Genomic DNA, 18,560 nt, shown 5'->3' with positions numbered 1-18,560 from the left:
TGGTTGGCGCCCAGCGGGGTTGCCCGTCGTGTTACCATTGGTCGTTGAATTAATGCGAGGAAAGTTTCATGGGTGTAGTGGCCAAGCGATCGTCGATGATCTTTTACTCCGGTAGTGATGATCATTTCAGCCATCGCGTCAGAATCGTGCTGGCGGAAAAGGGCGTGGCCGTCGATATCCTGGACGTCTCGGCCGATGAGCATAACGCCGAATTGGCCGATCTGAATCCGTACAACAGCGTGCCCACGCTGCTCGATCGTGACCTGGTGCTGTACGAATCCAAGGTCATGATGGAGTACCTGGATGAGCGTTTCCCGCATCCGCCCCTATTGCCGGTCTACCCGGTGGCGCGTGCGCAGAGCCGCCTCTGGATGCATCGCATCGAGCGCGAGTGGTGTCCGCTGGTCGAGCAGATTCAGCAGGGGCCCAAGAAGGATGCCGACAAGGCTCGTAAGGAGTTGCGTGAGAGCCTGACCGGGATTTCACCAATTTTCGAAGACATGCCATATTTCATGAGTGAAGAGTTCACGCTGGTGGACTGCTGCATTGCGCCGATTCTCTGGCGTCTCCCGGCGCTGGGTGTCGAACTGCCGGAAAAGCAGATCGCCCCGTTGATAAGCTACATGGAACGTGTCTTCGCGCGGGATGCCTTCAAGGTGGCGCTGTCCGAAACCGAACGTGAGATGCGTAGCTGAGGCGACTCCGCCGCAAGCTGCCCGAGAGGAGTTGACATGCTGACTAGCCGTCCCTATCTGGCGAGAGCCCTTTATGAATGGCTGCTGGACAACGAGCAGACCCCCTATATCGTGGTGGATGCTGGAAAGCCCGATGTCCGGGTGCCGCAGCAGTTCGTGCAGAATGGTCAGATTGTACTGAACATCGCACCGGCCGCCGTGCGCGACCTGGCGATCGATAATGCGGCAGTCACTTTCGGGGCGCGCTTCAGCGGACAGCCGATGCAGGTCGTGGTGCCCATGGATGCTCTGATCGCAATCTATGCGCGTGAAAATGGCGTCGGCATGGTGTTTGGTCAGGAGCCGGTCATGCCGAGCTTCTCCAGCGAGGAGGAGGCGGCACTGGAAGAGGAGGGGCGGCCGACGCTCGAGAGCGTCGAGAGTCGCTCTGATGACGATACCGCCACATCACCAGAGCCGGCCGCCACCAAGGATGACGATGCACCCGGTCGTCCCGAGAAAGGCAAGCCGTCACTGCGCATCGTCAAGTAGCGGGACCCTTGTTCGACGGGCCCACTTGGGTACCGTAGAGCCGCTGCCGGAGATCCCTCGGCAGCGGCTTTTTTACGCCTGGAGTGAGGGTCAGTTGAGGTATTCGAAGACCTTGACGATGCGCTGGACACCGCCCACGCCGGACGCAGCGGCGGTGGCTTCGCTAGCCTGCTGCTGGGTCACCAGCCCCATCATGTAGACCGTTCCGTTCTCGGTGATCACGCGAATCAGATTGGCATCGAGATCCTCGTTGGCGACCAGATTGGCCTTGATGCGCCCAGTGATCCAGGTGTCGGTCATGCGCTGGCTGACCGGCGTGTTGGCGGACACCATCAGTTCGTTGTGCACTTGCCGCACGCTACGCACGTCGCGGGCGATCTCGGTGGCGCGCTGCTTGAGTTCCTCGCTGGGCACCTGGCCGGTCAGGAGGACGTTGCTGTTATAGCTGTCCACGTTGACGTGGGCATCACCATACCGTGCATCCGCCGCGTTGAGGGCATTGAAGATCTTGCTCTGGATGTTGCTGTCTTCGACCTTGGCGCCAGGGGTGCGCTCGGCGTAGTTCTCCTGCTGGCCGCCGGTGGCGCATCCGCCCAGTGTCAGCAGGCCGATCAGGCATGAGGAAACGATCAGTGTCTTCTTCATAAGGCTCACTCGTTGCTGCCAAAAAGCTGTTGGTCGATCAGATCACACAAACAGTGGATGACCAAGAGGTGGACCTCCTGAATGCGTGCGGTGGAAGTGGCGGGAACGCGAATTTCGCAATCCTCCTGCCCCAGCAGGGACGCCATGTCGCCGCCATCCCTCCCGGTCAACGCGACGACGCTCATCTCGCGATCGTGCGCGGCTTGGATCGCCTGCACCACGTTGGCGGAGTTGCCGCTGGTGGAGATGGCCAGCAGGATATCGCCCGGCTGGCCGAGGGCACGAATCTGCTTCGAGAAGACATCATTGTAGCTGTAGTCGTTGGCGATCGAGGTCAGCGTCGAGGTGTCGGTGGTCAGCGCCAGTGCCGGCAGGCTGGGGCGTTCCCGTTCGAAGCGGTTGAGGAGCTCCGAGGAGAAGTGCTGGCTGTCGCCGGCGCTGCCCCCGTTGCCGCAGGCCAGGATCTTGCCTTCGCTGACCAGGCACTGGACCATCATCTGGCTGGCGACCTCGATGAAGGGCGGCAGGACTTCGCTGGCGTAAGTCTTGGTGTCGATGCTGGCGTTGAACAGGTCGAGTATGCGTGCTTGAAAATCCATGAGATGCCTATTGAGCGGTCAATATGCGTCGAAGGCGGCCCGAATCCAGTCGAATTCGAGTGCGGGCAGGCTTCCGGTCACGCCGACGACGTCGAAGCGGCAGGGGCATGATAGCCCGTGTGCATGAAGATAAAAACGCGCGGCCTTGATGATGCGCCGCTGCTTGGCGGGAGTGATCGTCTCGGCCGGGTGGCCGTAGTCGGACCTGCGGCGATGGCGGACCTCCACGAATACCAGATTTTCGCCATCGCGCATGATGAGGTCGATCTCGCCGCCTTTGGCATGCTGGTTGCTGGCGACCAGTGTCAGCCCGCGCGTTTCGAGCCAGCGGGCAGCGGCCTGTTCGACCTGCTGCCCAAGTTGACGCCGGTTATTGGGTGCCGTCATCTTTGGCGTCCAGCGCGAAACCGTTGAGGTCGGCGTTGGAGGCCCCTTGGCTTCCCTGCGACGGCCCGCTGTCGTTGGAAGTCGAGGGAGAGCGGGTCGGGGCTGAGGCGGGTGCCGTCAGCAGGGGCTGCGGCGTGCCGGACTGGAACACCGCCCACGGCAGCGTGCGCTGGATGCGGCCGTCGTCGCGCGCCTGCAGCGTACCCGTCGCACCGAAGATCTGCGTGTTCGGCAGCGCCTGAATCAGCGGCAGGCGGCGGGCCAGCTCGTAGGCGTCGACGCCCATGGCGTTGAGCTTGAGCAGGCCCGGATCGTTCTCGCCTGCCAGTTGCTGGTAGGTGGAGACGAACGGTAGCGCATCGGTGCCGCCCACGGCGGCATCCGGGATCATCCACGGGATATCGACGAACTGCACGCCGTCGAGATCGTGATCGGCGCGCGGCTGCGGGATGCCTTCATAGAGATGTGACGTGGCATATACCGGAAGGTCGCCGGCGTAGTAGAAATCCAGCGTCGGCGGGACCTGGCGAGCGTAGCTGGGCAGTGCGAGCAGGAACAGCATGTCCATGCTCGAGGGGTCGCTGTTCAGGAGCTTGCGGACCGCGGTGGCGACGGAGCCCGAAGGGTCGTAACTGACCACCGAGGCCACCGTTCCGCCTTCACCCTCCCAGTTGTTGCGAAACGCCGCCAGTACCCGCGACCCCCATTCGTTGTCGGGGATCATGATGCCAGCGCGACGGCGTCCGTCGAGATGGGCGCGGTGAGCGACCTGGCGCGCCTCGTCCTCGGCGGACAGGCCGTACTGGAACAGGTTGGTCGCCTGATCCCGGGGATGTTCGCCGTAATTCAGTGCGAGGGTGGGGAGCGGAACGCTGCTGCGGGTCTCGAGTTCGCTCACCTTGTCCTTGTCGAGTGGGCCGATGACCGCCTGGGCGCCGCTCATGGTGGCCTGAGCGTAGAGGGCATCGATGTTCTGCTGGCTGGAGTCGACGAAGGTCAGGCGCGGGGTTCGCTCTCCCTGGTTTTGGGCATCGCTGGCGCGAGTCTCCAGGCCCTGGCGAATGGCCGATGCGATGTTGGCCAGCGGGCCGCTGTTCGGCAGGAATACGGCGATCTGACTGATTTCATTGCCTTCGATCTGGCGTAGTGCCGACAGGTCCTGCGGGAGTCGCCGATTGGCAGGATGGTCCGGGTAGCGGCTGCGCCACTGGTCCAGGCGGTCGAACAGATTGGAGATGTCACCGCCGCTGGTGCGATAGAGCCGAGCGAGATCGACCCAGCCCTGGGTGATCGGATCGCCATTCGTCGCGGCCAGTGCATCGAGTGCCGTGGGGCTCAGACTCGAGAGGGGTTTCCAGATGTCGTCATTCAGCTCGTAGGGCGCGTTCTCCCGCTGCAGATCGATCAGCAGCCGGGCCGCGGCCTCGGGTTCGCCGATCATCTCCAGCGCAAGGCCACGGCGGTAGCGTAGCGTCTGGCGGTCGTCGGTGGAGAGGTTGGCCTGGGTGTCGAGAATGTCGGTTGCCCGGATCGCGCTCCAGCCATCCTCCTCGGCCAGTGCGCTGTCGGATAGCACCAGTGCCCAGCGGGTGCGTTGCGCGTCATCGAGCTGGGTGCTGTCGATCTGGCCGGCGATCTGGAGCGCCTGCGCCGTATCGCCCTGGCGTGCTAGGATATCCGCCGCCTCGAGCCGGGACGCGGCGGCCTGAGGGCCGCTCTGGCTGTTGGCCTGCTCGAGCAGCTCCTGCGCGCTGGGGCCGCTGACGCCTTGCATCATGCTCTGGCCCGCACAGCCTGCCAGTATCAGGGTTGCCATCAGTGGCAGTAGAAGTCGCCGCAGCGCGTAACGCATAGTGTCGTTCCCTTTACGTGTGAGTGGTCGCGCGCGATCGATAGCGATTCTGGATGCTCCGGTCGTCGATGACCGGGTTTCGAGGCGCCGACCCGTTCCCGTTCCGCTGGAGGCTGCTGCAGTCCGGCGGCCGGTGACCGCCCGCCGCTGCCTTGCGGAGGCTTCCTTGATGAGTTGAGCACCGACGCCACCGCTGGCGGTCATCGATCTCTGAATGCACGTTAATCCGGATGGTACCGAATGAGCGAGACAAAGGAAGGCGTATTGTACGTGGTCGCCACGCCGATTGGGAATCTCGAGGATCTGAGCGCGAGGGCCGGGCGCGTCCTGGCGGAGGTCGATGCGATTGCCGCAGAAGACACGCGTCACACCCAGCGTCTGCTTCGGCACCTGGGCGTCGAGCGTCCGCTGATTTCGCTGCACGAGCACAACGAGACGGCTCGTGTGGATCAGCTGCGAAGACGTCTTCTCCGCGGCGAGCAATTGGCGCTGGTGAGCGATGCCGGGACGCCGCTGATCTCCGATCCGGGGTTCGTGCTGGTCAGGGAACTTCGCCGTTCCGGCTGCCGGGTCGTGCCGGTCCCCGGTCCCTGCGCGCTGGTTGCCGCGCTGAGTGCTGCCGGTCTGCCCACGGACAGGTTCACCTTCGAGGGGTTTCTGCCGGCCAAGTCCGGGGCGCGCCGGAAGCGGCTGGAGGCGGGCGCCTGGCGGGAAGAGACGCGTGTGTTCTACGAATCCCCTCACCGGATTCGCGATCTGCTGGATGATCTTGCCGCGGTGGTCGGCGAGCGCCAGGTGGTGCTGGCGCGTGAGCTGACCAAGACCTTCGAGACCCTGCTGGAGGGGTCGGCCAGCGAGTTGCTGGCGATCATGGATGCCGATCCCGACCAGGCGCGGGGCGAGTTCGTGGTGATGCTGGCGGGGTCGCCGCCGAAGGAGGCGTCCGCCGACGATGCCGAGGGCGAGGTCCTGCTTCGCGCATTGCTGGCGGAAGAAGTGGCGGTCAAGAGCGCGGCGGCGATCGCGGTCCGGTTGCTGGGCGGGCGGCGCAAGCACTGGTACCAGATGGCGCTGTCGATCAAGTCGGAGGCCTGAGCCAGCACCGTCCCGTTGCCGGGATTCGGGCGTCGATCTCGTTGTCGCCAGCGCCGAATCGGTGTCGGTGTCTGGAGACGGTTTGTCGGCGGTGACAAAAGCTTTTGCACGACTCGTCAATGCTGCCTTGAGAGGGTCTCGGGGGGCTGTTATTCTTGCGCGCTTGGGAGTCGGCCAGACAGTCGCCGCCGGCATGTCCGGGGGAGGAAAGTCCGGGCTCCATAGGGCGAGGTGCCAGGTAACGCCTGGGCGGCGCAAGCCGACGGCTAGTGCAGCAGAGAGTAGACCGCCTAAGCAGCGATTCGCTGCCGGTAAGGGTGAAAGGGTGCGGTAAGAGCGCACCGCGCGCCTGGCAACAGTGCGTGGCATGGTAAACCCCACCTGGAGCAAGACCAAATAGGGATCCTTTGGCGCGGCCCGCGCTGGATCCGGGTAGGTTGCTCGAGAAACGTGGCGACGCGTTTCCTAGATGAATGACTGTCTTAGACAGAACCCGGCTTATCGGCCGACTCCCTCTCCGATTTTTTGCCGTTCAACACCGAGACACGCATGCTGCACCGCGACAAGGCTCCACAGGCACCCCAGGGCGGTGCGGCGAATCGTTCCGACTTTCGCCACACCAGCGTGTTGCTCGACGGTGCGGTGGACGCACTCGTGCAGTCATCCTCTGGTGTCTATCTCGATGGTACCTTCGGGCGTGGAGGACACTCCCGAGCGATTCTCTCGCGACTCGATGACCAGGGTCGGCTGATCGCGATCGATCGCGATCCCGCCGCGCTGGCCGTCGCCGCCGAAATCGACGACTCACGCCTGACGGTGTGTCGTGGCGTGTTCGCCGAACTGGACAGGCATGCCGAGGCGTGCGGCGTTTCAGGCCAGTTGAACGGTATTCTGCTCGATGTCGGCGTCTCCTCTCCCCAACTGGACGACCCCGGTCGCGGATTCAGCTTTCTGCGCGACGGGCCGCTGGATATGCGCATGGATCCGACCTCGGGAACCAGCGCGGCCGAGTGGATCGCGCGTACCAACGACCAGGAGATGGCGCGGGTCTTCAAGACCTACGGCGAAGAGCGTTTCGCCAAACGAATCGCGCGCGCCATCGTCGCCGCGCGTCAGGAGACGCCGATCGTCGGCACCCACCAACTGGCCGAAATCGTCAAGGCGGCCCATCCCGCATGGGAGAAGGGGAAGCACCCCGCGACCCGCGTGTTCCAGGCCATTCGCATTCATCTCAACGACGAGCTGGAGCAACTGACCCGCGCGCTGGATGTGGCCCTTGAGTCGCTGGCGGTGGGAGGGCGGCTGGTCGTCATCAGTTTCCATTCGCTGGAGGATCGACTGGTCAAGCGGTTCATCCGGGATCAGTCGAGAGGCGATACGCACTTGCCCCGCGGCATGCCGGTACGCGAGGATCAACTTCACAAGCGGCTCAAGCCGGTAGGCAAGGCGATGCGTGCCAGCGATAGCGAGGTCGACGCCAATCCTCGCGCACGCAGCGCCGTCATGCGCGTCGCCGAGAAGCTGGAATAGGGAGCAACATGGCCGTTCAAGGACGACGCAATGGGTTGGGAGTGGGCAACTGGCCATTCGCTCGACGCCTGGACCTGCGTTCCGCTTTGCTGGGCATGGTCATCATCGCGCTGCTGATAACGGCGCTGGCCATCATCAGCACCTCTCACCTGACCCGGGTCCAGTACGCGCGACTGCAGAAGCTGGAGAACCAGCGCGACTCGCTACAGACCGAATGGGGACGGCTGCTGCTCGAGGAGAGTACCTGGTCCTCTCCGGCCCGGATCGAGTCACTGGCCAGTAAACGGCTGGACATGCGTGTCCCCAGTGTCGATGAAGTGAAGGTGATTCATCCATGAGTGCGTCCAGACGCGCTGCGACAGCCAGGACTCGCCGGCCGGATGCCCCCCTGGGCGCCGGGCGCTACTGGTTCATGCTGTTGGTCATCCTCGTCGCGCTATCCGCGCTTGTCGGCCGAGTGGTCTATCTCCAGGTCATCGATCGCAGTTTCCTCCAGAACCAGGGGGATGCTCGGACCCTGCGCGTCGAGACCATCGGCGCTCACCGCGGCATGATCAGCGACCGCAACGGCGATCCTCTGGCCATTTCCACACCGGTGATCACGCTGTGGGCGAACCCTCAGGAGCTGCCGAAGGATCCGATCCAGCAGACGCTGTTGGCCAAGGCGCTCAAGGTGGATCCCGGGCAGTTGCAGGATCGCATTTCCCGCTACTCGGACCACGAATTCATGTACCTGCGTCGCCAGCTGACGCCCGCCGCTGCCAAGCCGGCGCTGGATCTGCAGATGCCTGGGGTCTATTCGCGTGACGAGTACAAGCGCTATTACCCGGCGGGGGAAGTGGCGGCGCAGCTCGTCGGCGTGACCAATGTCGACGACAAGGGACAGGAAGGGCTCGAGCTCGCCTACAACCGCTATCTGACCGGCCAGCCGGGCAAGCGTCGGGTGCTGAAGGATCGCAAGGGGCATCTGGTTCGTGATCTCCACCTGATTGACGAGGCCAAGCCGGGGGGCGACCTGACGCTGTCGATCGACCTGCGCCTGCAGTACATGGCTTATCGTGAACTGGCGGCGGGAATCCGCAACAACGACGCCGATGGCGGTTCGTTGGTCATGCTGGATGCGCGTACCGGCGAAGTGCTGGCGATGGCCAACCTGCCCTCCTATAACCCCAACAATCGCAGTGACGTCGACGTCCGTGGGCTGCGCAACCAGGCCATCACCGATGCGATCGAGCCTGGGTCGGTGATGAAGCCGCTCGCCATGTCGGCGGCACTCGCTTCCGACAAGTTCACGCCGGAGAGCATCATCGACACCTCGCCGGGCTGGATGGTGGTGGATGGCTATACCATTCGCGATTTCCGTAACTACGGCAAGTTGTCACCAGCCGGCATCCTGCTTCACTCATCGAACATCGGCATGTCCCACATCGCGCTGGAGTTGCCCAAGGACGCGATCTGGAATCGCTATCGCGAACTCGGCCTGGGCCAGTCGCCCGGCACCGGATTTCCTGGCGAAAATAGCGGTAGCCTGCCATCGCCGACCAATCTGCCGCGCAGCGCCCAGGCGGCGATGGCCTACGGCTACGGCGTTGCCGTGACGCCGCTGCAGCTGGCCAGCGCCTATACCGCCATCGCCAACGATGGCAAGCGGCTTTCTCCCTCGCTGCTCAAGCTCAACGGCGAGCCGGAGAGCGAGCAGGTGATCTCGGCCACGGTGGCGCACGAGCTACTGGCGATGATGGAAAAGATCGTGCAGCCCAACGCCGGTGGCCATCTGGCGATGGTTCCCGGCTACCAGATCGCGGGCAAGACCGGCACCGTGCGCAAGGTTACCAGTACCGGCTATCAGGAGACCGAGTACCGGGGGCTGTTTGCCGGTATTGCCCCGGCCTCGAATCCGCGTATCGTCACCGTGGTGATGATCGACAATCCCAAGAAGGGCGACTACTACGGTGGCCTGGTCGCCGCTCCCGTCTTCAGCCGCGTCGTTGGCAGCGCCTTGCGTCTGCTCGACGTGCCGCCCGATGCGCCGCAGAAGGAAACCGCGCCATGAGAATCGATGCCGCGCGGCTCGCGACCGCGCTGACCGAGCTATGGCCCGATGTCGCCGCGTCTTCGGATGAGCCTGCGCCGCCCGAGCGACTCGCCGCCTGGCTTTCGGCGACAGCCGAAGTGACGCTGACGCAGGATAGTCGGCAGGTCGAGCAGGGCGACCTGTTCCTGGCGGTGCCGGGTGTCAGTGTCGATGGACGCGAGTTCATCTCCAGGGCGCTCGATGCCGGGGCCACCGGCGTGCTCTGCGAGGCCGAAGGGCTGGCGGAAGAGTGGGCCGCCGACGAGCGCGTTCTCGCCCTGCCCGGATTGACGTCCCGGTTGGCCGCGCTGGGTCGACGGCTTTTTGCGGTGCCGGAGTCGCTGCAACTGGTTGGTGTCACCGGTACCAACGGCAAGAGTTCGGTCACGTACTACATCGCGACGCTGCTGGAAGCCCTCGGCACTCCGGCTGCGGTGATCGGTACGCTGGGATACGGCCGACCCGGCGACGTTCGCGCCGCGGTGCAGACCACCCCAGGCCCGCTGGCCCTGCAGCAGATGCTCGGCGAGCTGGCCAGCGACGGGGTCGAGATCGTTGCCATGGAGGTGTCATCGCACGCGCTGGCCCAAGAGCGACTCGGTGATACCCGAGTGGATGCCGCGGTCTTCACCAACCTGAGTCGCGATCACCTGGACTATCACGACAGCATGGCGGCCTACGCCGCCGCCAAGGCCCGGCTGTTCAGGCGGGGCTCGGTTCGGCTGGCCGTGGTCAATGGTGACGATCCCTTGGCTCGCCTGATGCTGGCGGGGCTGCCGAACGGTACTCGGGTCCTGGCGACCGGCGGCGGCGAGGCCACCACGTTGCGCGTCGTCGATTGCGAAGCGCTTCCCAACGGTCTGCGCGCCATTGTCGCCACGCCGGAGAACGAAGGTGTCCTCGAACTGGCGTTGATGGGGCGCTTCAACCTCGACAACGCGCTGCTGGCGATCGCCACGCTCCATGGCCTGGGCTATCCCCTGGCATCTCTCTGGCAAGCCGCCTCCGCGCTCCAGCCGGTGCCGGGGCGTATGCAACGGCTGCCGCGAGACGACGCCGGCAAGGCGCCGGTGGTGGTCGTGGATTATGCCCACACGCCGGCTGCGCTGGAGAATGCGCTTTCCGCGCTGCGTGACCATCTGCCGGGCCGCCAAGGCAGCGCCCTGTGGTGCGTGTTCGGTTGTGGCGGGGACCGTGACAGCGGCAAGCGTCCCCTGATGGCGGCCATCGCCGAGAAGCTGGCCGATCGCATCGTCGTCACCGACGACAATCCTCGGAGCGAAGACCCGCAAGCCATTCGCGACCAGATTGCGGCCGGGCTATCGCCGGAAGCTCGGGCGGAGAGCTTGTCGGTGGAGGGGCGGGAAGCGGCGATCGAGCGGGTTGTCGCGGCGGCGGGAGACGAGGATATCGTGCTGATCGCGGGCAAGGGCCACGAGGATTACCAGGAGATCGCCGGTATCCGCCAGCCGTTCAGCGATGTCGAGGTGGCGAGCCGTTGCCTTCGCCTGCGGGAGACGTCCGCATGAGCGATAGACTCAGTGGCGTTGCGGCGCGCCTCGGTGCCGATCTGGCGGGCGTCGACGCCGAGGTGCTCCGGGTCGTCACCGACACCCGCGCGCTGCTGCCTGGCGATCTGCTGGTGGCGCTGCAGGGTGACCGTTTCGATGCCCACGATTTTCTTGCCCAGGCGCGTGAAAAAGGGGCGGTGGGGGCTGTCGTCTCACGTCCGGTCGCCGATCCCCTGGCCCAGATTCAGGTGCCCGATACTCGGCTCGCGCTGGGGTTGCTGGCGCGGGCGCACCGGCTCGAGTGGGGTGGCAAGCTGGTTGCGGTGACCGGCAACAGCGGCAAGACCACGGTCAAGGAGATGCTGGCATCGATTCTGTCGCGACGAGCGCCGACGCTGGCCACCCGCGGCAATCTCAACAATGACATCGGCGCGCCGCTGACGCTGCTCGAACTTGGCGCCGAACACCGCTACGCGGCCGTCGAGCTGGGTGCCAATCATCTCGGCGAGATTGCCTGGACCACCGCGCTGGCCAAGCCGCAGGTGGCGATCATTACCAATGTCACCGGGGCCCATGTCGGCGAATTTGGCGGCATGGGCCAGATCGCTCAGGCCAAGGGAGAGATTCTCGCTGGCCTGGCCGCGGATGGCTGCGCGGTCCTCGATCGGGAGGAGCGCTATTTTCCGGTATGGCGAGCCCTGGCGGGACGTGCCCGAGTGATCGACTTCGGCATCGAGAGCGACGCCAGCGTCACCGCCCGTGATCTGGTGTGCGATGCGGGTGGGCGTTATGCTTTCACGCTTTCTCTGCCGGGCGAGACATCGGTCCGCGTCTCGCTGGCCTTGATGGGGCGACACAATGTGCGCAACGCGCTGGCCGCGGCAGCCGCGGCACAGGCGCTGGGGCTCCATGCCGCGGAGATCGTGGCCGGGCTCGAGGCGTGTCGGAGCATGCCGGGGCGCATGCAGGTGATCGATGGGGTGCGTGATAGCCGCCTGATCGACGACACCTACAACGCCAACCCCGGCGCCATGCGCGCGGCACTCGAGACCCTGGCATCACTGCCGGCGCCGCGCTGGTGTTTCCTCGGCCCCATGGGCGAGATGGGCGCCGAGAGCGAGCGTCTGCACGCCGAGATCGGTCAGTTGGCGAGCGAGCTCGAACTCGATTTTCTCGGCACGTACGGCGAACCCGCCCGTGCCGCAGCGGAGGCTTTCGGCAACGAAGGCCGTCATTTCGATGACTGGGCGACGCTAGAGCGTTTCGCCCAGGATCAGCTTCCTTCCCGGGCCAGCGTACTGGTCAAGGGTTCTCGCAGTGCCGGCATGGAACGACTCGTTGCCGTACTGCGTGATGATGCCTCAAGGTGAATCTGACTCATGCTGCTTTTTCTGGCTGAACTGCTTACCCATTTTCAAAGTGCTTTCAATGTTTTTGGCTATCTGACCCTGCGCGTGATCCTGGGCACGTTGACGGCGTTGTTTCTCAGTCTGTGGATGGGACCGCAGATGATTCGCCGCCTGGTCGAACGCCAGATCGGCCAGGCCGTGAGGGACGATGGCCCCCAGTCCCACCTGTCCAAGGCGGGAACACCGACCATGGGCGGGGCGTTGATCCTGATCTCCATCGCGATCAGCACGCTGCTGTGGGGCGACCTGACCAACCATTACGTGTGGCTGGTACTGGCGGTCACGCTGGGTTTCGGCGCGATCGGCTGGGTCGACGACTTTCGCAAGGTGGTGGAGAAGAATCCGCGCGGCCTGCCGGCCCGCTGGAAATATTTCTGGCAGTCGGTGATCGGTCTCGGCGCGTCCCTGGTTCTCTATTTCACCGCGGCGAGTCCGGTGGAGACCAGTCTGATCGTGCCGCTGTTCAAGGACGTGGTGATCCCGCTGGGCCTGTTCTACATCGTGTTGAGCTATCTGGTCATCGTCGGTAGCTCCAATGCGGTCAACCTGACCGATGGTCTCGACGGCTTGGCGATCATGCCGACGGTACTGGTCTCCATGGGGCTGGCGGTCTTCGCCTACGCCAGCGGCAACGCGCTCTTCGCCAACTACCTGCATATACCCGAGGTGCCGGGGGCCGGCGAACTGGCCGTGTTCTGCGGCACCATCGCCGGGGCCGGCCTCGGGTTTCTGTGGTTCAACACCTATCCCGCCCAGGTGTTCATGGGTGACGTCGGTGCGCTGGCATTGGGCGCTGCGCTGGGCATCGTCGCCGTCATCGTGCGCCAGGAGATCGTCCTGTTCATCATGGGGGGCGTCTTCGTCATGGAGACGGTGTCGGTCATCCTGCAGGTGGGGTCCTACAAGCTCACCGGTCGGCGCATCTTCCGCATGGCGCCGCTGCACCACCATTTCGAGCTGAAGGGGTGGCCGGAGCCCCGGGTCATCGTGCGTTTCTGGATCGTCACCGTCATGCTGGTCCTGCTGGGGCTGGCGACATTGAAGCTGCGTTGAAGCCATGACCGATCCGCTCTCTGTCGATTCGGCTGGCTCTGCTCCGGGAGCCCCTTCCACCGCGGGGAGGCCGTCGACCCTGGTGGTCGGGCTAGGGATCTCCGGTCGTGCGATCGCCCGATTCCTGGCTCGCCGTGGCGAGCGATTCATGGTCGCCGATACCCGCGCCGCGCCGCCGGGACTCGAGGCTTTCCGCGCGGCCCATCCGGCGGTCGAACTTCACCTGGGCAGCCTCGAGTCGCTGGACCTGGAGGCATTCGCCGAAATCGTCGTCAGTCCCGGCGTCGATCTCGAGCGCGCCGGCCTGGGTGTCGTCCGGGATCGTGTCGTCGGTGAGATATCTCTCTTCGCACGGCACTGCGAGGCGCCGATCGTCGCCATCACCGGCTCGAATGCCAAGTCGACCGTGACCACACTGGTGGGTGAGATGGCGCGGCAGGCGGGTAGGCGCGTCGCGGTCGGTGGCAATCTCGGGGATGCCGCGCTGGATCTGCTGATCGATCACCAGGAGGCGGAGCTGTTCGTGCTGGAGCTGTCGAGCTTTCAACTGGAAACGCTCGCCGGATTGGGGGCGGCCTGCGCGGCGTTTCTGAATCTCTCGGCGGATCACCTCGATCGCCATGGCGACATGGCTGGCTACCGCCGGGCCAAGGCGCGGATCTTCGAGGGCGCCGCGCATGCCGTCGTCAACGCGGATGATGCGGCCACCTGGCCGGAGCAGGCGTCGTTGAGCTGCGAGCGTTTCACCACGCATTCTCCCAATGAAGGCGAGTGGGGGATCTCGGCGGTGGCGGGCGAGGCCGGCGAGTGGCTTTGCCATGGCCGCGAGCCGCTGATGCCGGTCGGCGAATTGCGTCTGGCGGGGCGTCACAACCAGGCCAATGCGCTGGCAGCGATGGCGATCGGGCATGTCATCGGGATCTCCCGGGAGGTGATGCGGAGCGTCCTTACCGGTTTCGCCGGCCTGCCGCACCGTGGCGAGATCGTCGCCGAGCGCAATGGGGTGTGCTGGATCAACGACTCCAAAGGCACTAACGTGGGCGCGACCCTGGCGGCGATCGCCGGCGTCGGGCAGACGCTGACCGGCAAGCTGGTCTGGTTGGGTGGTGGGGTCGGCAAAGGCGCCGACTTCACGCCGCTGGCCGAACCGTTGGCACACTATGCGCGGGAAGCGATCGTCTTCGGTCAGGATGCGTCGCAGTTGGCGGCCGCGCTCGAACCGCAAGTCGCCATCTGGCGGGTCGGTACGCTGGCAGAAGCCATGCGGCGCGCAGCGGCGATCGCCGAGCCGGGGGACTGCGTACTGCTGTCGCCCGCCTGCGCGAGTCTCGACCAGTTCCCCAACTACCTGGCGCGCGGCGAGGCGTTCCGCGCCCTGCTGGATCAAGGACCGCTCGGACAAGGGCAGGAAGCCGCATGCTGAAGGCCATGATGAAGACGTCCCAGGCGCGATTGACCACCAAGCATCAGTCGTTCGACGGCTGGCTGCTGCTGGCGACGCTGTCGCTGATGCTGATCGGCTGGGTGATGGTGACCTCGGCATCTACCGAGATCGCCGCGAGCCTGACCGGCAACCCCTACTATTTCAGTATTCGTCACGGCATCTTCGTGCTCGCCGCGATCGGTGTCGGCCTCGTCGCCGTGCGCCTGCCTCTGGACTGGTGGCGGCAGAAAGGCCCGATGATGCTGATCGTGGCACTGCTGCTGCTGTTCGTCGTGCTGATCGTCGGCCGTGAAATCAACGGCAGCCGGCGCTGGATTCCGCTCGGCATCATCAATATCCAGGCCTCGGAAGTCGCCAAGCTGTGCCTGATCGTCTATATCGCCGGCTATCTGGAGCGTTACCTGCCGGACGTGCGTCGCACCTGGGGCGCCTTCATGCGGCCGCTGGCGGTGATGGCCCTGATCGGCTTTCTGCTGATCCTCGAGCCGGACTATGGCGCCGTCGTCGTGTTGACCGGCTGCGTCATGGGCATGTTGCTGCTCTCCGGCGCGCCGCTGTGGCGATTTCTGCTGATTCTGGCCGTGGTGGGGTCGGGTGCCGTCATGCTGGCGGTGGCGGAACCTTATCGTTTGCAGCGTATCACCAGCTTTGCCAACCCCTGGGCGGATCAGTACAACACCGGCTATCAGCTGACCCAGGCGCTGATCGCCTTCGGGCGGGGGCACTGGTTCGGTCTGGGGCTGGGCAACAGTGTCCAGAAACTGTTCTACCTGCCGGAGGCGCACACCGACTTCGTGTTTGCCGTGCTGGCCGAGGAGCTGGGTCTGTTCGGGGCCATGGCGGTGATCCTGCTTTTCGCCCTGCTGGTCTTTCGAGCCTTCAGGATCGGGCGCAAGGCGGAATTGATCGGTATCCCGTTCGCGGCCTACCTCTGTTACGGCATTGCGTTGGTCATCGGCGCCCAGGCATTCATCAACATCTCCGTGAGCTCGGGTATGTTGCCGACGAAAGGGTTGACGCTGCCACTCCTGAGTTACGGCGGGTCGAGTCTCATCATCAGTGGCGTCATGATGGCCATCCTGTTTCGCGTCGACGCGGAGGTCAGGCGGCTGCAGCGCCGAGCGGAGCCCAAGGCCGGGCCCGCTGCACAGCCAGGCCCCCAGGCCGAGGAGTCGACCCCATGAGTGCTGCACGGCGCGTTCTGATCATGGCGGGCGGTACCGGTGGGCACGTCGTGCCCGCGCTCTCGCTGGCCAGGGCCCTGCGTGAGCGCGGGGTGACGGTCGAGTGGCTGGGGAGTCCCCGGGGCATCGAGAACCGTCTCGTTCCCGCTGCCGACATCCCGTTGCATCGCATTGCGGTTTCCGGGTTGCGGGGCAATGGCCTGAGTGGCTGGCTGGCGATTCCGTGGCGGTTGAGTCGCGCGATCTGGCAGGCCCGGCGGGTGATACAGCGCTTCGACCCGCAACTCGTCGTCGGACTTGGCGGTTTCGCCAGTGGCCCCGGAGGCCTGGCTGCGCGTCTGAGCGGGAAGCCGCTGGTGGTGCACGAGCAGAACGCCATTGCCGGATTGACCAATCGATCCCTGGCGCATCTGGCGACGCGGGTCTACGCCGCCTTCCCTGGTGCCTTCCCGTCGGCCAAGGCCGAGGTGGTCGGCAACCCGGTGCGCGACGACATCGCACAGCTGGGGGAGACGCCCCGGACGGACGAGCAGATGGCCGACCGGCCGTTGCGACTGCTGGTCCTGGGGGGGTCCCTCGGGGCACAGTCCCTCAATCAGAAGCTGCCCGTCGCGTTGGCGGGGCTGGATCCCGCACGGCGCCCGCAGGTGCGTCATCAGGCAGGGCGCGACAAGGATGACGTGACGCGGGAGGCCTATCGAGCGGCGGGCGTCGAGGCCGAGGTGAGCGCTTTCATCGACGACATGGCTGTCGCCTACGACTGGGCGGACGTCATCGTCTGTCGAGCGGGCGCCCTGACCATCGCCGAACTCTCCGCGGCGGCCAAGCCCGCCCTGCTGGTGCCGTTCCCGCACGCCGTCGATGATCACCAGACCCATAACGCGCGTCACCTCGTCGAAGCCGGTGGCGCGGAATTGATACAGCAGGCCGAGCTCACCCCTGAACGCTTACAGGCGGTGCTCGAGTCACTTTTGCAGCCTGTCGTGCTGGCGAGAATGGCGGTTCAGGCACGTCGGGTTGCCCACCTCGATGCCGTCGAGCGCCTGGTAGACGGCTGCATGGAGATCGGTTTTGAGCGATAGCATTCAGACGCGTCCGGCGCGATCGCATCTCGGCATGCGACGCATCCGAGGCATTCATTTCGTCGGCATCGGCGGGGCTGGGATGTGCGGCATCGCCGAGGTGCTGGCCAACGAAGGCTACGAAGTCAGTGGCAGTGATCTGAGGGAGTCGGCGGTCACCCACCATCTGCGTGACTGTGGCATCCGTGTCGCCATCGGCCATGCGGCGGTCAACGCCGAAGGTGCCAACGTGATCGTGGTATCGACGGCGGTCGACCCGACCAACCCCGAAATCCAGTGGGCGCGCGAGCACCGCGTGCCGGTGGTGCGTCGTGCCGAGATGCTCGCCGAGCTGATGCGCTTCCGTCACGGTATCGCCGTTGCCGGCACCCACGGCAAGACCACGACCACGAGCCTGCTGTCGACGCTGTTCGCCGAGGCGGGGCTCGATCCGACGTTCGTCATCGGCGGCAAGCTGACCAGTGCGGGAACCAACGCCCGCCTGGGCGCCGGGGACTTCCTCGTTGCCGAGGCCGACGAGTCCGATGCTTCGTTCCTGCATCTGCAGCCGATGACGGCGATCGTGACGAATATCGACGCCGACCATATGGCGACTTACGACGGCGATTTTTCCCGGTTGAAGACGACCTTCATCGAATTCCTGCACAATCTGCCTTTCTACGGTCGGGCCGTGCTCTGCCTCGACGATGACAACGTACGGGAATTGCTGCCGCAGGTTCAGCGCCAATTCGTCACTTACGGGTTCAGCGAAGACGCCGATTATCGTATTCGGGACTTCGAACAGACCGCCGATACCATTCGGTTCGTCGCCGAACGTCCCGCCGATTTCGCGGCGCTGGCCATCACCCTGTCGATGCCGGGCACCCATAACGCCCTGAACGCGCTCGCGGCGATCGCGGTGGCCACCGACGCTGGTATCGGCGACGACGATATCGTCAGGGGCCTTGCCTCGTTCGGCGGGGTCGGTCGCCGTTTCCAGGTCCACGGCCACTATCCGTTGCCGCAGGGCGGCGAGGTGATGCTGGTGGACGATTACGGCCACCACCCGCGCGAAGTCGAGATGGTGATTCGCGCCGTTCGTGCCGGCTGGCCGCAGCGTCGGCTGGTGATGATCTATCAGCCTCATCGCTATACCCGCACGCGAGACCTCTACGAAGACTTCGTCAGGGTGCTTTCCGGTGTCGATACCCTGTTGCTGCTCGACGTGTACAGCGCCGGCGAGGCACCGATTCCCGGCGCGGAAGGAAAGATGTTGGCGGGCTCGATTCGCCAGCGTGGTCAGGTCGATCCGTTATTCATCGAGGAGAAGTCGGCGTTGCCGGGGATCCTCGCACGCGTGCTGCGCCCTGGCGACATCCTGATCACCCAGGGGGCCGGTGACATCGGCGGTATTGCCCAAGGGCTCGCGCATTGTGCGCTCAAGCTCGACGAGGTGGTCCTTTGAGGCTAATGGTCTTGCCGGAAGAGAG

General features: G+C 65.0%; 17 protein-coding genes and 1 other RNA gene. 14 read left to right on the top strand and 4 right to left on the bottom strand.

Annotated elements, in window-relative coordinates; translation table 11 throughout:
- Positions 1–68 precede the first annotated feature (68 nt).
- Together AAGT95_RS18780 and AAGT95_RS18775 are read left to right on the top strand one after the other, a co-directional pair.
- The gene (locus tag AAGT95_RS18780) at positions 69–695 is read left to right on the top strand and encodes a glutathione S-transferase N-terminal domain-containing protein (RefSeq protein WP_110602353.1); all 627 of its coding nucleotides are present in this window, start codon (positions 69–71) and stop codon (positions 693–695) included.
- Between the two features lie 36 nt (positions 696–731).
- Positions 732–1,226: a ClpXP protease specificity-enhancing factor gene (locus AAGT95_RS18775; RefSeq protein ID WP_110602354.1), complete on the top strand. Its 495-nt coding sequence runs from the start codon at positions 732–734 to the stop codon at positions 1,224–1,226.
- A 90-nt stretch (positions 1,227–1,316) separates the two neighbouring features.
- Here the strand turns inward: AAGT95_RS18775 and AAGT95_RS18770 are convergent, their stop codons facing one another.
- The 4 genes from AAGT95_RS18770 to AAGT95_RS18755 are packed head-to-tail and all read right to left on the bottom strand — an operon-like array spanning position 1,317 to position 4,709.
- On the bottom strand, positions 1,317–1,871 hold the full coding sequence (locus tag AAGT95_RS18770) for a BON domain-containing protein (RefSeq protein ID WP_342594768.1): 555 nt from the start codon (positions 1,869–1,871) through the stop codon (positions 1,317–1,319).
- A gap of 5 nt (positions 1,872–1,876) precedes the next feature.
- Positions 1,877–2,470: a phosphoheptose isomerase gene (locus AAGT95_RS18765; protein WP_110602357.1), complete on the bottom strand. Its 594-nt coding sequence runs from the start codon at positions 2,468–2,470 to the stop codon at positions 1,877–1,879.
- A gap of 18 nt (positions 2,471–2,488) precedes the next feature.
- The gene (locus AAGT95_RS18760; RefSeq protein ID WP_110602359.1) at positions 2,489–2,857 is read right to left on the bottom strand and encodes a YraN family protein; all 369 of its coding nucleotides are present in this window, start codon (positions 2,855–2,857) and stop codon (positions 2,489–2,491) included.
- Positions 2,841–4,709 (bottom strand): penicillin-binding protein activator, encoded by a 1,869-nt coding sequence (locus tag AAGT95_RS18755; RefSeq protein ID WP_342594767.1) that lies wholly within the window; start codon positions 4,707–4,709, stop codon positions 2,841–2,843. The genes AAGT95_RS18760 and AAGT95_RS18755 overlap by 17 nt, the downstream gene beginning before the upstream one ends.
- A 240-nt stretch (positions 4,710–4,949) precedes the next feature.
- Between AAGT95_RS18755 and rsmI the strand changes: the two genes are divergently transcribed.
- From rsmI to murC, 12 genes are all read left to right on the top strand, one after another.
- Positions 4,950–5,804 carry a 16S rRNA (cytidine(1402)-2'-O)-methyltransferase gene (gene rsmI, locus AAGT95_RS18750; protein WP_110602361.1) on the top strand — a complete coding sequence of 285 codons (855 nt, stop codon included), beginning with the start codon at positions 4,950–4,952 and terminating at the stop codon, positions 5,802–5,804.
- A gap of 166 nt (positions 5,805–5,970) precedes the next feature.
- Positions 5,971–6,321: RNase P RNA component class A (gene rnpB / locus AAGT95_RS18745), an RNA gene on the top strand.
- A gap of 32 nt (positions 6,322–6,353) precedes the next feature.
- Entirely contained in the window at positions 6,354–7,334 is a 981-nt protein-coding gene (gene rsmH / locus AAGT95_RS18740) for a 16S rRNA (cytosine(1402)-N(4))-methyltransferase RsmH (protein WP_110602390.1), read from the top strand.
- A gap of 8 nt (positions 7,335–7,342) precedes the next feature.
- Positions 7,343–7,672, top strand: a complete 330-nt coding sequence (gene ftsL / locus AAGT95_RS18735; RefSeq protein ID WP_110602363.1) for a cell division protein FtsL — start codon at positions 7,343–7,345, stop codon at positions 7,670–7,672.
- Positions 7,669–9,387 (top strand): penicillin-binding protein 2, encoded by a 1,719-nt coding sequence (locus tag AAGT95_RS18730; RefSeq protein WP_342594766.1) that lies wholly within the window; start codon positions 7,669–7,671, stop codon positions 9,385–9,387. Before ftsL ends, AAGT95_RS18730 begins: the two co-directional genes overlap by 4 nt.
- The gene (locus tag AAGT95_RS18725; RefSeq protein ID WP_342594765.1) at positions 9,384–10,937 is read left to right on the top strand and encodes a UDP-N-acetylmuramoyl-L-alanyl-D-glutamate--2,6-diaminopimelate ligase; all 1,554 of its coding nucleotides are present in this window, start codon (positions 9,384–9,386) and stop codon (positions 10,935–10,937) included. Before AAGT95_RS18730 ends, AAGT95_RS18725 begins: the two co-directional genes overlap by 4 nt.
- The gene (locus AAGT95_RS18720) at positions 10,934–12,289 is read left to right on the top strand and encodes a UDP-N-acetylmuramoyl-tripeptide--D-alanyl-D-alanine ligase (protein WP_342594764.1); all 1,356 of its coding nucleotides are present in this window, start codon (positions 10,934–10,936) and stop codon (positions 12,287–12,289) included. The genes AAGT95_RS18725 and AAGT95_RS18720 overlap by 4 nt, the downstream gene beginning before the upstream one ends.
- Positions 12,290–12,298: 9 nt before the next feature.
- Complete coding sequence (mraY, locus tag AAGT95_RS18715) at positions 12,299–13,381, top strand: phospho-N-acetylmuramoyl-pentapeptide-transferase (RefSeq protein WP_110602368.1); 1,083 nt, start codon at positions 12,299–12,301, stop codon at positions 13,379–13,381.
- 4 nt (positions 13,382–13,385) lie between these two features.
- Entirely contained in the window at positions 13,386–14,804 is a 1,419-nt protein-coding gene (gene murD, locus AAGT95_RS18710; RefSeq protein ID WP_425356034.1) for a UDP-N-acetylmuramoyl-L-alanine--D-glutamate ligase, read from the top strand.
- Entirely contained in the window at positions 14,798–16,009 is a 1,212-nt protein-coding gene (gene ftsW / locus AAGT95_RS18705; protein WP_342594763.1) for a putative lipid II flippase FtsW, read from the top strand. Before murD ends, ftsW begins: the two co-directional genes overlap by 7 nt.
- Positions 16,006–17,091 (top strand): undecaprenyldiphospho-muramoylpentapeptide beta-N-acetylglucosaminyltransferase, encoded by a 1,086-nt coding sequence (gene murG, locus AAGT95_RS18700; protein ID WP_110709844.1) that lies wholly within the window; start codon positions 16,006–16,008, stop codon positions 17,089–17,091. Before ftsW ends, murG begins: the two co-directional genes overlap by 4 nt.
- Before the next feature lie 34 nt (positions 17,092–17,125).
- On the top strand, positions 17,126–18,535 hold the full coding sequence (gene murC, locus AAGT95_RS18695) for a UDP-N-acetylmuramate--L-alanine ligase (RefSeq protein ID WP_342596549.1): 1,410 nt from the start codon (positions 17,126–17,128) through the stop codon (positions 18,533–18,535).
- Positions 18,536–18,560 lie beyond the last annotated feature (25 nt).

The sequence above is a fragment of the Salinicola lusitanus genome (genome assembly GCF_038648475.1).
Classification (GTDB): Bacteria; Pseudomonadota; Gammaproteobacteria; order Pseudomonadales; family Halomonadaceae; genus Salinicola; species Salinicola lusitanus.
This window is presented reverse-complemented; position numbering and strand designations above follow the sequence as displayed.